We start from the raw sequence: 13,223 nt of genomic DNA on the forward strand, positions 1-13,223 counted from the left end.
ATGAAAACATACAACGAACAAACTAAAGGAGTCTGGTACGCGGCTTTAGCTTACTTAATCTGGGGGTTCCTTCCTTTATACTGGAAACCCCTAGACCAATCCGGTTCAGGAGAAATATTAGCGCATCGCATCTTTTGGTCATTTGTACTAATGCTGGCAGTAATGTTTCTTTTAAAGAGAAAAAAGGACCTTAACAGAGATGTTAAGATTCTTTTCTCGAGCAAAAAACAATTCTTTTCTGTTTTTATAGCTTCTATATTAATCAGCGGGAACTGGCTAATGTATATATGGGCTGTTAATAACGATCATGTAGTTGAAGCAAGCCTAGGATATTACATCAATCCGCTTGTAAATGTCATTTTAGGTATGGCAGTCTTAAAAGAAAGATTAAATAGCTGGCAGATTGTATCCTTTGTAATTGCAGCATGCGGTGTGTTTCTTCTAACGTGGCAGTACGGGAAATTTCCCTGGGTAGCAATATTCCTGGCTCTCTCTTTTGGGCTTTATGGACTTGCAAAAAAACTTGGGAGCTTTGATTCATTAACTGGATTAACATTAGAAACGATGTTTGTGGTTCCTGCTGCTTTTGCTTATTTAGCATATCTTCAATGGAACGGATCAGGTTCTTTTATTATTGGCGGCATTTCAATAACTGTCCTTCTATGGGGAGCAGGAATCGTAACAGCATTGCCGCTCGTATTGTTTGCTCAAGGAGTAAAGCGGATTACAATGACGATGACAGGGTTTCTGCAATATATCGCGCCAACCATTATGCTTTTGCTGGGAGTATTCTTATATCACGAAACGTTTACTGAAATTCACCTCGTATCTTTTACCTTAATCTGGCTTGCACTCCTGATTTTTACTATAAGCAAAACGAAATGGGCAAATTATCTTATAAATCGTAAAAACAAAAATTCACTTTCTGCGAAAATATAGTATAATGGCAATGACCATTGTTACAGTTGAAACCTTATCAATGATAAGGTTCTTTTCATTCATTGTTTGAGAGCGCTTTATATAGGGAAAAATTAATGGCGAGAAATGATGAATCACCTGTTAACAGCAACAGCACAATACTTACAAAGGGAAGCAGGAGGGAACAAAAGATGAGTCATCAACGTTCCAAATCAGAAAATCCTTGGCAGGGACTAAGCGGTCCAAATATGGCTTATGTCCTTGAACTATATGATCAATATAGTGTGGATCCGGAATCTGTTGACAGTTCTTTCAAAGAAAAATTTGAAACTTGGGGGCCTCCAAGCGAGGATTCTGCACCAAGTGAACGTACTGGACAGAGTTTTGATGGAATGAATTTAGAGAAATTAGCAGCTGCACTTAAACTCGCGGAAAACATTCGCACATACGGTCACTTAGCAGCTAATTTATATCCAGTTGGCGAATTTCCTAAAGACAACCACCATATTGATCCAAAAGAATTTAATTTATCAATTGAAGATTTGAAAGCGATACCACCTTCCTTTATTTGGAAAGAAGCTCCGGCATCTGTTAAAGACGGCTGGCAAGCAATCCAAATGCTGCAGGAAGTGTATACGAAGAACATCGCCTATGAATTCAGTCATGTTCATGAAACAGAAGAACGTCAATGGCTGAACACTATGGTAGAAACAAGCCAGCATTACCCTGATTTTTCAGCCGAAGATAAGAAAAATCTTTTACACCGTCTATCAGAGGTAGAAGGTTTTGAAAAATTCCTTCACAAAACTTTTGTAGGTCAGAAGCGTTTTTCTATCGAAGGTGTAGATATGCTTGTACCAATGCTGGATGAAGCTGCAAAAGAAGGCTGCCGTGATGGAGCAGAGCACGCATTAATCGGAATGGCGCATAGAGGACGTCTAAATGTTCTTGCACACGTTCTTGGCAAACCGTACGAATTAATTTTCTCTGAATTTCATCATTCGCCAAACAAAGAGCTAATTCCTTCTGAAGGTTCTAGAGGCATTAACTTCGGCTGGACAGGTGACGTAAAGTACCATTTAGGCGCTAGCCGGACAGTTGAAACGGATCAAGCACACAAGATCAAGATTTCTTTGGCTAATAACCCAAGTCACTTGGAATATGTTGATCCAGTTGTTGAAGGTTACACAAGAGCTGCACAGGAAACACGTGACAGCAAAGGGTATCCTGTTCAAGATACATCAAAAGCATTTGCTATTTTAATCCATGGTGACGCTGCATTCCCAGGTGAGGGAATCGTTGCAGAAACATTGAACTTAAGCCGTTTAAGAGGTTATCAAACAGGCGGAACACTCCATATTATTGCGAATAACCTTGTTGGATTTACAACAGATAGCGGAGATTCCCGTTCAACTAAATATGCAAGTGACCTTGCTAAAGGTTTTGAGATTCCGATCATTCATGTGAACGCAGATGATCCAGAAGCTTGTATCGCAGCTGTTCACTTAGCTTATGAATATCGTAAAAAGTTCCAGAAAGATGTTCTGATCGATTTGATCGGATACCGCCGTTTCGGACACAACGAGATGGATGATCCTTCTGCAACACAGCCTAAATTGTACAAAAAAGTCAACAGCCATCCAACTGTTCGTGATGTTTATGCGAAGCAGCTAGTGAAAGAAGGCGTTCTTTCAGAGGAGGATGTTAAAGCGATTGAAGATGAAGTTTTAACAAAACATCAAACAGAGTACGAAAAAGTACAAGGCCGTAAAGAAAAATTCAAACTGGAAGACACTAGACTTCCGGATCCGTTATCGAAAGCACTTCCTGATATCGATACCACAATTTCAGTAACAGAACTGCAAGAGCTAACGGAGAACATGCTGAAGTGGCCAGGAGATTTTAATGTATATCCTAAAATCAAGCGTATCTTAGAGCGCAGACGCAAAGCGTTCCAAGGAGAGAAGATTGACTGGGGTATGGCTGAATCTCTTGCATTTGCTTCTATCTTAAAAGACGGAACACCAATCCGTATTACAGGGCAGGACTCTGAGCGCGGAACATTCGCTCAAAGACATCTTGTTCTTAATGACAGCGAAAGCGGAAAGAAATTTTCACCGCTGCACGGAATGGATGATATTGATGTTTCATTCGCCATTCATAACAGTCCGCTGTCTGAATCTTCAGTAGTAGGATTTGAATATGGTTATAACGTATTTGCTCCGGAAACACTTGTTATCTGGGAAGCTCAATACGGAGATTTCGCAAACGTAGCACAAGTTCTGTTTGATCAGTTCCTTTCTGCAGGCCGTGCGAAGTGGGGACAAAAATCAGGAATGGTTATGCTTCTTCCTCATGGCTATGAAGGTCAAGGACCAGAGCACTCCAGTGCACGTTTAGAGCGTTTCTTGCAGCTAGGTGCCGAAAACAACTGGACAGTAGCGAACGTGACTACTGCTTCTCAATACTTCCATTTGTTAAGACGCCAAGCGAAGCTTCTTTCTATGGATGAAGTTCGTCCATTAGTTGTAATGACACCTAAGAGCTTGCTTCGTGATACAAAAGTTGCTTCTTTACCGGAAGCTTTCGAAAGTGATCACTTTATGCCATTGCTTGAACAGCCAGGTCTTGGCAAAGAAAAAGACAAAGTTAAGAAAATCTTGCTTTGCTCTGGTAAAATTGCGATTGACCTTGAAAAAGCTCTTGAGCAAGATCAAGTGGCTAGAACGGAAATGCATATCGTTCGTGTAGAACAGATCTATCCGTTCCCAGAAGAAGAGATGACCGCTCTCTTAAATGAGTATCCGAATGTAGAAGACTTGATCTGGGTTCAAGAAGAACCTAAGAACATGGGTTCATGGCTATACATCGAACCAAAACTCCGTGGTGTAGCACCTAAGGGAGCACATGTTTCTTACATTGGAAGACAAGAGCGCTCAAGTACAGCTGGCGGGGAACCAGACATCTATAAAAAAGAACAAGAACAAATTATCCAAACATCATTAGCACTAGACATTCAATCGCGAGAGGGAGGCCGTGAACATGTTTGACGTTAAAGTTCCGGAATTAGCCGAATCAATTTCAGAAGGTACAGTTGCACAATGGCTTAAAAAAGAAGGCGACAAAGTTGTAAAAGGTGAAGACATCGTTGAGTTAGAAACTGATAAAGTTAACATTGAAATCAGTGCTGAGCGTGACGGTATTTTAAAAAATATTAAAGTTGAACCTGGTGATACAGTTGCTGTAGGAGATGTAATTGCTTCAATCGTTGAAGGTGATGCATCAGCAGCAGAAACTGAGTCTAAACCTGAAGAGAAGCCAGCTGCAGAAGAGAAAGCAGAGCCCGCTCAAAAACAGGAACAGTCTTCTGGAAAAGCTGTAGCCGAAGAAGAAGATTCAAAGGCTGCTGAACGCCCGATCGCATCACCAGCTGCACGCAAACTGGCACGCGAAAAAGGAATCGACCTTTCTGAAGTAAGTTCACGCGATCCACTTGGTCGTGTACGTACAGAAGACGTTAAGCGTCATGCTGAAGGTGGCAGTGATGAAAAGGCAGCGAGCTCGTCTAAGCCAGCTGCAAGCACATCGAAAGAGCCAAAAGCAGCTGAAACTGTAAATCCTGAAAAGCCAGTAGAACGTGTTAAGATGTCACGCCGACGTCAAACTATCGCAAAACGTCTAGTTGAAGCACAGCAAACAGCTGCAATGCTTACTACTTTTAACGAAGTAGACATGACTGCGATCAACGAAGTACGCGCTCGCCGCAAGGACAAGTTCTATGAGCAAAACGGCGTGAAATTAGGCTACATGTCATTCTTTACTAAAGCTGTAGTTGGGGCGTTGAAAAAGTTCCCTGCGATCAACGCAGAAATCCAAGGCGACGAAATGGTGCTTAAGAAGTTCTACGATATCGGTATCGCAGTAGGCGCTGAAGAAGGACTAGTTGTACCGGTTGTACGTAACGCTGATCGTTTAAGCTTTGCAGGCATCGAGAAAGAAATCGGTAACTTGGCAGAGAAGGCACGCAACAAGAAGTTGTCATTAGAAGATCTCCAAGGCGGTTCATTCACAATTACGAACGGCGGTATCTTCGGATCGATGCTTTCAACACCGATTTTAAATGCTCCTCAAGTAGGTATCCTTGGAATGCACACGATCCAGTGGAGACCAGTTGCAATCGATAAAGAGCGTATGGAAAACCGTCCGATGATGTACATCGCGCTTTCTTACGACCACCGTATCGTAGATGGAAAAGAAGCAGTAAGCTTCTTAACAACAATCAAATCACTTCTAGAAGATCCAGAATCATTGCTTTTAGAAGGTTAATATGATGATTGGAGCCACCTCCGGCTGTTGCTGGGGGTGGTTTTTTGTATGGAAGCTTGGCTGACACCAAGGTAATGTTAAATTAGAGTAGAGACTACGAAAGGGTGAAGTTTTTGATAATTAATAGAGCATGCCTTTGTCGAAATAATAGGCATTGTGTCGATAGACCTAATAATTTCAATTTAGACTCAATATACTTGCAAGAAGACTTAATTAATTTAATTTAGACCTAATTAAGGGACATTTAGACCTAATTATAAAAATTTTATTAGAAATACGCTATTTAATTTTCTCCATGTCATAAAAAATAAAGGATACATGACAACTAAATCGAACTATTTTAGGAGCAAAAAAGAAGAGGTGAAAATTTGATTAAAAAACAACGAACAAAACCTTTAAAACTCCTTAAAATCGAGTTGATTTTATCACGCTTGCTCCCAAATCATAAAAAAAGAAATGATCTTGATAACGAATATGCCAAATTAAATGCAGGCTTTAAAGGAGAAGAATCCTTAGATTATTATTTAGCAGATTTGAAAGGCGAATCCTTTTCTATCTTCCACGATTTACGTCTGCCAAGAGATAAGGATAGATATTATTTCTTTCAAATTGATTGTTTAGTTATCCACCATCGATTTTGCGTTTTGATTGAAGTGAAAAATTTAATTGGAGACCTATATTTTGATCATCAATATGATCAAATAAAGCGGTCACGAAATGGGATAGAAGAAACGTTCTCAGATCCTGTAAACCAGGTAGAGATACAAAAAAATTACTTAGCAAAATGGTTAGAAGCTAATAACTTTCCTGCACTTCCACTCAAAACCCTCGTAGTTATTACCAATCCCAAGTCTTATATAACGATTTCACCTAAATACGGGATAAATGCACAAAAAATTATCCGCGGAAAATACTTGGTATCAAAAATAATGGAATATCTGCAAAAGAATAATGGAATAGAGGTATCCAATAAGGAAATTAAAAAGTTATCATCTATCTTAATAAAACAACATACCGAACATAACAGTGATATTTTAAAAAGGTACAAGATTCAGCCAGAAGATATACAGACTGGTGTAACCTGCCCAAAGTGCGGAGAAATACCGATGATTCGTAGATATGGATACTGGTTCTGTTCTAACTGCTCACTTAAAAGCAAAGATGCACATATACAAGCTATTAAAGAATACGCTCTGTTATTTAAACAGGTAGTAAAGAATAACGAGATTAGAGAATTTTTACATGTTAAATCGAGTACTAGTATGAAAAAACTTCTTATTTCGATGAAAATCCTTCCAAAAGGGAATACCAAATCCGCCACTTACAAACTTCCGCTACCAAAGTAATAATACTCCTAAGAATGAAATTAAATTAAATCGTCTAATTTTTTTATCTAGAAATCCACTTAATCTCTTATAAAACATTATTTGCATATTACAAATATAACAAGTTGCAACATGCAACTACCCATAATATAACCATTTGCAATATGCAACTACACCACAAAAAAAGACGGCCTAGCCAGCCGTCATCAATGTATTTATCAAAATTAAGGAGTCAACAAAATCTTCCCGGTACTTTTTCTGCTTTCAATAAACTCATGTGCTTTTCCACCTTCTTTTAAAGGAAAGACGGTTTTTGAGATTGTCACTTTACCTTCAGCAATCCATTTAAACAATTCACGAGAACGGGTAACTCGTTCTTCGCGGGAAGTAAGCACGTTCCACAAGTCTCCGCCAGTTAATGTTTTGGATGTATCCATCAGCATACGAGGATCAACTTTCACAGGATCGCCGCCTGCCATTCCAAAAAACACTACCGTTCCGCCAACACGTGTCACGTCAAAACTCTCCATTAATGTGGAACCTACAGATTCATAGACTACATCTACACCTTTACCTGATGTCATTTGCATAATTGAATCTTTCCAGTTGTCACTATATAAAAATACCGACCCCGCACCAGCAGATAAAACAACTTGCCGCTTTTCTTCAGAAGAGGTTAAGCCTATTGCCGTTCCGCCGAGCAGATTAATAATTTGGATCAGCAACTGTCCAACACCGCCTGCAGCAGCATGTACCAGTACGACATCACCTTTTTTTATAGAATAGCTGTCTTTCGTTAAATAATGAGCTGTAAGACCTTGCAATAGAAGGGATGCAGCTGCTTCAAACGAAACACCCTCTGGAATGGGTATCGCCTTATCTTTAGGAACAGCGACTAATTCTGCGTTTGCAGCAGGGACGTCAGCAAATGCAATCCGGTCGCCAACCCTAACATCACGCACATTTTCCCCGATACTTTTTACAGTTCCTGCGCCTTCATAACCTAGTATGTATGGAGGCTGACCTTCTAGATGATAATTTCCTTTTCTTCTATATACATCTGCAAAATTCAAGCCGATTGCTTTCATTTCGAGTAAGATTTCATCTTGACCGATAACGGGTTCATTTATTTCACGATAATCTAAGACGTCTGGACCGCCAAACTTTTCGAATACTAGTGCTTTCATGATTTTCTCCACCATTCATATATGTTAATGTTCATAATTATTTTAACGAAAAAAATAACGAAAGACTAGGGAAGGACCTTGAGAAATGATGAATTTGACATTATTCATACTGCACCATTATCATTTAAAGAAGAAAAGATATATTTGCTGCATTCATAATTAAAGGAGAGAAACTCTATGATTCACTTAGACTGGGCTACAAGGCCGACAATTCGAGAAATTAAATGTGTTCACACTAACGCCGAAAAATATATGGTAGACAGAGCTTTAACAGGCGGAAAGATGTATGAACTGAAAAATGAAACAGAAGAATTTTATTTTGTTATTGATAACACAGGTAAAATCGGAGGGTACTATAAAGAGTACTTTGAAGGTTAAGTCGTATAAAACAGCATAAAGAAAGCCTGACTCATTGAGCCAGGCTTTTACTATTATATTATGAATGAATTTTAACTTTTTCCTTATTTAAAAGGGCATCCATAAATTCATGGAATTCAGGAATGTTCATTTGCTGGGCTGAGTCGGATAATGCGACTGCTGGATCTGGATGTACTTCAGCCATAACGGCATCTGCACCGATTGCCATAGCTGCTTTAGCAGCAGGCAAGAGGAGATCCTTGCGCCCTGTAGAATGTGTCACATCCACAACAACCGGTAAATGTGTTTCTTTTTTCAAGATCGGTACAGCAGAGATATCCAGCGTGTTGCGTGTTGCACGTTCGTACGTTCGAATGCCTCGTTCACATAGGATAACCTGGCTGTTCCCTTGAGCTAGAATGTATTCCGCAGCGTACATGAATTCTTCAATCGTTGCTGCTAATCCGCGTTTTAGAAGTACAGGTTTATTGACGGAACCTGCAGTTTTTAATAAATCGAAGTTTTGCATGTTACGTGCACCGATTTGGATAACATCAACGTAATCCAGGGCCATCTCAATGTCATTTGGATTTAAGATTTCACTTACGACTGCAAGCTGGTGTTCATCAGCAGCTTTACGCAGAATCTTTAGACCTTCAAGACCTAGCCCTTGGAAATCGTAAGGGGAAGTACGCGGCTTAAATGCACCGCCTCGAATTAATGTTAATCCTTTTTCAGCGATTACCTCGGCAACTTGTTTCACTTGTTCATAGCTTTCAACCGCACAAGGACCCATAATGAAATGAGGATTTCCATCACCAATTTTTTCACCTTTTACATTTACAATTGTATCTTCCGGCTTCTTTTTACGGGATACTAGCAATGCTTTTCTATTATCATCTTTTTGCAGCTCTAAACTTGCCTTGAAAATTTGTTTAAAGATATGCTGCACAGTAGAGGTTTCGAACGGTCCATCGTTATGAGAAGCAATCAAATCTAAAAGGTTTCTCTCTCTGACTGGATCAAAACGCTTCACACCTTGCGTTTCTTTTAACTTGCCAATCTTTTGCGCGACATTGCCGCGTTCATTTAACAGTTCTAAAATTTTTAATGAAATCTCATCAACTTGTTTGCGTAAAACTTCTAATTCGTTTGACATCGGCGGTTCCTCCCCATTTGTTTTACTTCTCCACATTTCCTATATCGCGGCCGCTAATAGGCTATTTGTCATTTATCATTACACCGGACACTTTCGCGCTTTAAAGCGTGTGTCTCATAAAGTATTGTTTGTAACTTTAAAGGGATTTGACAAGAAAGTCAAGTGCTTTTCCAAAAAAAAGTTTTATTAAATTTCTGAATGTTCATTTTACCCAAGTTGACTATTAGATGAAGGTAATGTAAATTTTAAGAAAAATGAAAGAATTCCCTTTACAACAGCGCTTCAACGTGTTAAAACTGTCTATAACTTTATAAAACAAATCGCTATGAAAGAACACGAGTAGTGAAAAGGTTCCCTGTTAAAGAGAGCTGATGGTGGTGTGAATCAGTACAAAGCCTTTCGCGAATTACAATTCTTGAGCATGCTTTTTTAATAAAAGCCGGACTTTCCGTTATGACAATGAAGGTGGCAGAGATTGATCTTTGCTGTCAGGGTGGTATCGCGATTAATTCGTCCCTGCTTTTTAGCAGGGATTTTTTTGTACAAAAAATTGGCAAACAGCACATTGGAGGAATGAAAATGAGATATTTAACAGCCGGTGAATCACACGGACCGCAGCTTACAACGATAATAGAGGGTGTACCAGCTGGTCTTCCTCTTTTAGCTGAAGACATAAACGAAGAGCTTGCAAGAAGACAAAAAGGACATGGCAGAGGACGCCGCATGCAGATCGAAAAAGATCAGGTACAGATTCTTAGCGGTGTAAGACACGGTATAACACTTGGTTCACCAATTACTTTAGTTGTTGAGAACAAGGATTTTACCCATTGGACAAAAATAATGGGGGCTGATCCGCTTGAAGAAGAAAATGCTGAAGTTAAGCGTGTCATTTCAAGACCACGCCCTGGACACGCTGATCTAAACGGAGCAATTAAGTACAACCATCGAGATATGAGAAACGTGCTTGAACGATCTTCAGCCCGGGAAACAACTGTACGTGTAGCAGCAGGAGCTGTGGCGAAAAAACTTTTAAAAGAGCTAGGCGTAGAAGTCGGCGGCCATGTGCTTGAAATCGGCGGGGTTAAGGCAGAACAAACAACGTATGAAACTCTTAACGAACTTCGTGAAAAAACAGAGGCATCTCCAGTTAGATGTTTAGACGAAACGGCAGAAAAAATGATGATGAAAGCCATTGATCACGCAAAAGAAAATGGTGATTCAATCGGCGGCATTGTAGAAGTTATTGCTGAAGGTATGCCTGTTGCTGTAGGGAGCTACACGCACTACGACAACAAACTCGATGCTAAACTTGCTGCAGCAATCATGAGTATTAATGCATTTAAAGGTGCTGAGATCGGCATCGGTTTTGAAGCAGCAAGAAAACCAGGCAGTGAAGTACATGACGAAATTCAATGGGACATCGAAAATGGATACACACGCAAAACGAATAATGCCGGTGGTTTTGAAGGAGGAATGACAACAGGAATGCCAGTTGTTGTCCGCGGAGTAATGAAGCCGATTCCGACGTTATACAAGCCGCTTCAAAGTGTTGATATTGAAACAAAAGAAGCATTTGCAGCTAGTATTGAACGCTCAGACAGCTGCGCGGTCCCAGCAGCAAGTGTTGTTGCAGAATCTGTAGTAGCATGGGAACTTGCAAGCGCACTTGTTCAACAATTCGGTCAGGATAACATGGAAGTAATCAAGAAGAATATCGTTCATCATCAAGAACGTGCAAGGGTGTTTTAAATGAAACAAATTAATATCACAACGCCTTCAAAAAACTATCCAGTTTATGTAGGTGAACAAGCGATTACTAAACTAGGTGAGGTTTTGCAATCATTAACGCCTGCTCCAAAAAATGTGCTGATCATTACAGATCATAATGTAGGAGAGTTATATCTTAAAGATGTTCAAGCAGAACTTGATCAAAAATTTTCGTATGAGTCCTTTCAAATCAAACCAGGAGATAGTCAGAAATCCTTTGAAAACTATTACGCCTGCCAAAGTTTTGCATTAGAGAAGGGACTTGACAGAACATCCGTAATACTTGCACTTGGCGGCGGAATGATTGGTGATATCGCTGGATTTGTTGCCGGGACTTATATGAGAGGAATTCGTTTCATTCAAATTCCAACTACTATTCTTGCTCACGATAGTGCAGTAGGAGGGAAAACAGGAATCAACCATCCTGAAGGCAAAAACATGATAGGTGTTTTTCACCAGCCAGAAGCCGTTATCTATTCCACGGATTTTCTATCAACATTACCTGAAAATGAAATAAGGTCTGGATTTGCGGAAGTGATCAAGCATGCGTTAATTGCAGATCCTAGCTTCTATGAATATCTACGCAAAAATATAACAACATTGAATGATCTAAAAGACGAACACCTTTTAAACTGCCTAACAAGAGGAATCGAGATTAAGAACGAAGTAGTATCACAGGATGAAAGAGAAAAGGGTATTAGAGCTTTTTTAAATTTTGGGCACACACTCGGACACGCCATTGAAGGGGAGCTTCGATACAAAGATATTACACATGGTGAGGCAGTAGCACATGGTATGCTGTTTGCTTTATCACTTAAAGAAGAAACCATACAGCTGGGGAAAAATCTCAAAAGATGGCTTCATGACCTTGGTTATCCAACTACACCAAAGAATCTTTCCGTATCTTCTCTTATCAATCGAATGAAAAAAGATAAGAAAGCTGCAGGAAGGACTATTAACATGGTGCTTTTAGAACAAACAGGACATCCATATATAGCTCCTTACCAAGCAATCGATTTAGAAGAAAAATTAACTGAATTCTTAAAAGAGAATTAACCCCAAAGGAGCCTGCACATGAAGAACGTCTTGCTGATAGGAGTCGGATTGATTGGCGGATCAATCGCTTTAACAATAAAAAATGAACATGAAGCGGTTATCGCAGGATATGACGTCCAGGCTGCTAATTGCGAGACTGCAGTAAAATTAGGAGTCATTGATAGAGTCTCATATGATTTGCAACGCGATGCAGCCAACGCTGACCTTATCATAATCGCTACGCCTGTTGAAGCAACATTAAATATTATGGACCAGTTGTCTTCCATAAAGCCAGCTATTAAAGCACTTGTCATGGATGTCGGAAGCACGAAGAACACTATAATGAAAAAAGCTGAAACCCTGGCTGAAAACGGTATTGTTTTTATCGGCGGTCATCCTATGGCAGGGTCGCATAAAACTGGAGTAGAAAGTGCCAGACCACATTTATTAGAAAATGCTTTTTATATATTAACGCCAAGTTCTATTACATCTGCAGCGAAAATTGAAGAAGCGAAGGACTGGCTGAAAGGAACTCATGCAAAATTTATAGTGGCTGAGCCGGATGAACATGATTTTCTAACAGGTATCGTAAGCCATTTTCCTCATCTCATTGCATCGAGCCTAGTAAGACTTGCTCAAAAACATGCCAGTGATAATCCGCTTGTTCAGCAGCTGGCAGCGGGTGGCTTTCGTGATATCACACGGATTGCATCAAGCTCTCCAAAAATGTGGAGTGATATTGTAAGCCAAAACAAAGAACACCTATTATCACTTTTAAATGAGTGGAAAGAAGAGATGGATCAAGTTATAAGCTTTGTAGAAAATGGCGATCAAAATCAATTATTTGATTACTTTAATGGAGCAAAATTGTTTCGAGATGGACTCCCTATTCGTTCCAAAGGAGCTATACAGCCGTTTTCTGATTTATATGTGGACATTTTAGATACTGCAGGTGCTTTGTCTAAAGTTACTACACTTTTAGCAGAATCCCAAATTAGCATCATCAATATTACCATTCTTGAGGTAAGAGAAGGTCTCAATGGGGTACTGAGATTAAGTTTTCAAAATGATACTGATCGTGATAATGCTCAACAGTTATTACATCAAGAAAACTATTTAACACATATCACGGAATAAAGGAGGCACTTT

At 39.7% G+C, this 13,223-nt stretch carries 10 protein-coding genes and 1 other annotated feature; of the genes, 8 read left to right on the plus strand and 2 right to left on the minus strand.

Annotated features, from left to right (window positions below; translation table 11 throughout):
- The 4 genes from rarD (at nucleotide 1) to ABE41_RS10965 (ending at nucleotide 6,590) form a co-directional block, all read left to right on the plus strand.
- Nucleotides 1-939, plus strand: a complete 939-nt coding sequence (gene rarD / locus ABE41_RS10950) for an EamA family transporter RarD (protein WP_066290006.1) — start codon at nucleotides 1-3, stop codon at nucleotides 937-939.
- 170 nt (nucleotides 940-1,109) lie between these two features.
- Entirely contained in the window at nucleotides 1,110-3,968 is a 2,859-nt protein-coding gene (locus ABE41_RS10955; protein ID WP_066290008.1) for a 2-oxoglutarate dehydrogenase E1 component, read from the plus strand.
- Nucleotides 3,961-5,244, plus strand: coding sequence for a 2-oxoglutarate dehydrogenase complex dihydrolipoyllysine-residue succinyltransferase (gene odhB / locus ABE41_RS10960; protein WP_066290010.1), 1,284 nt, complete (start codon nucleotides 3,961-3,963; stop codon nucleotides 5,242-5,244). Before ABE41_RS10955 ends, odhB begins: the two co-directional genes overlap by 8 nt.
- 368 nt (nucleotides 5,245-5,612) lie before the next feature.
- Nucleotides 5,613-6,590 (plus strand): nuclease-related domain-containing protein, encoded by a 978-nt coding sequence (locus ABE41_RS10965; protein WP_066290012.1) that lies wholly within the window; start codon nucleotides 5,613-5,615, stop codon nucleotides 6,588-6,590.
- Nucleotides 6,591-6,793: 203 nt separating this feature from the next.
- On the opposite strand, the gene ABE41_RS10970 is transcribed toward ABE41_RS10965, so the two are convergent.
- Nucleotides 6,794-7,756 (minus strand): quinone oxidoreductase family protein, encoded by a 963-nt coding sequence (locus ABE41_RS10970; protein WP_066290014.1) that lies wholly within the window; start codon nucleotides 7,754-7,756, stop codon nucleotides 6,794-6,796.
- 177 nt (nucleotides 7,757-7,933) lie between these two features.
- On the opposite strand from ABE41_RS10970, the gene ABE41_RS10975 reads away from it, so the two are divergent.
- On the plus strand, nucleotides 7,934-8,134 hold the full coding sequence (locus ABE41_RS10975) for a DUF6501 family protein (protein WP_066290020.1): 201 nt from the start codon (nucleotides 7,934-7,936) through the stop codon (nucleotides 8,132-8,134).
- A gap of 58 nt (nucleotides 8,135-8,192) precedes the next feature.
- On the opposite strand, the gene ABE41_RS10980 is transcribed toward ABE41_RS10975, so the two are convergent.
- On the minus strand, nucleotides 8,193-9,272 hold the full coding sequence (locus tag ABE41_RS10980) for a bifunctional 3-deoxy-7-phosphoheptulonate synthase/chorismate mutase (protein WP_066290025.1): 1,080 nt from the start codon (nucleotides 9,270-9,272) through the stop codon (nucleotides 8,193-8,195).
- A gap of 316 nt (nucleotides 9,273-9,588) precedes the next feature.
- Nucleotides 9,589-9,793, plus strand: a binding site (T-box leader).
- 58 nt (nucleotides 9,794-9,851) lie between these two features.
- On the opposite strand from ABE41_RS10980, the gene aroC reads away from it, so the two are divergent.
- From aroC to ABE41_RS10995, 3 genes are read left to right on the plus strand one after another with little or no spacing between them, the layout of a single operon-like run.
- On the plus strand, nucleotides 9,852-11,021 hold the full coding sequence (aroC, locus tag ABE41_RS10985) for a chorismate synthase (RefSeq protein WP_066290026.1): 1,170 nt from the start codon (nucleotides 9,852-9,854) through the stop codon (nucleotides 11,019-11,021).
- Nucleotides 11,022-12,095: a 3-dehydroquinate synthase gene (gene aroB, locus ABE41_RS10990; protein WP_066290028.1), complete on the plus strand. Its 1,074-nt coding sequence runs from the start codon at nucleotides 11,022-11,024 to the stop codon at nucleotides 12,093-12,095.
- Nucleotides 12,096-12,113: 18 nt separating this feature from the next.
- Complete coding sequence (locus ABE41_RS10995) at nucleotides 12,114-13,211, plus strand: prephenate dehydrogenase (RefSeq protein ID WP_066290031.1); 1,098 nt, start codon at nucleotides 12,114-12,116, stop codon at nucleotides 13,209-13,211.
- The last annotated feature ends 12 nt before the right edge of the window (nucleotides 13,212-13,223 follow it).

It is taken from the genome of Fictibacillus arsenicus (genome assembly GCF_001642935.1).
In the GTDB taxonomy this organism is placed as follows: Bacteria; Bacillota; Bacilli; order Bacillales; family Fictibacillaceae; genus Fictibacillus; species Fictibacillus arsenicus_B.

Bases quoted from the DNA above. Each gene is read 5' to 3' on its own strand.
- ABE41_RS10975 (WP_066290020.1), top strand. From the start codon at position 7,934: ATGATTCACTTAGACTGGGCTACAAGGCCGACAATTCGAGAAATTAAA.
- ABE41_RS10980 (WP_066290025.1), bottom strand. From the start codon at position 9,272: ATGTCAAACGAATTAGAAGTTTTACGCAAACAAGTTGATGAGATTTCA.
- ABE41_RS10970 (WP_066290014.1), bottom strand. From the start codon at position 7,756: ATGAAAGCACTAGTATTCGAAAAGTTTGGCGGTCCAGACGTCTTAGAT.
- odhB (WP_066290010.1), top strand. From the start codon at position 3,961: ATGTTTGACGTTAAAGTTCCGGAATTAGCCGAATCAATTTCAGAAGGT.
- rarD (WP_066290006.1), top strand. From the start codon at position 1: ATGAAAACATACAACGAACAAACTAAAGGAGTCTGGTACGCGGCTTTA.
- aroC (WP_066290026.1), top strand. From the start codon at position 9,852: ATGAGATATTTAACAGCCGGTGAATCACACGGACCGCAGCTTACAACG.
- aroB (WP_066290028.1), top strand. From the start codon at position 11,022: ATGAAACAAATTAATATCACAACGCCTTCAAAAAACTATCCAGTTTAT.
- ABE41_RS10955 (WP_066290008.1), top strand. From the start codon at position 1,110: ATGAGTCATCAACGTTCCAAATCAGAAAATCCTTGGCAGGGACTAAGC.
- ABE41_RS10995 (WP_066290031.1), top strand. From the start codon at position 12,114: ATGAAGAACGTCTTGCTGATAGGAGTCGGATTGATTGGCGGATCAATC.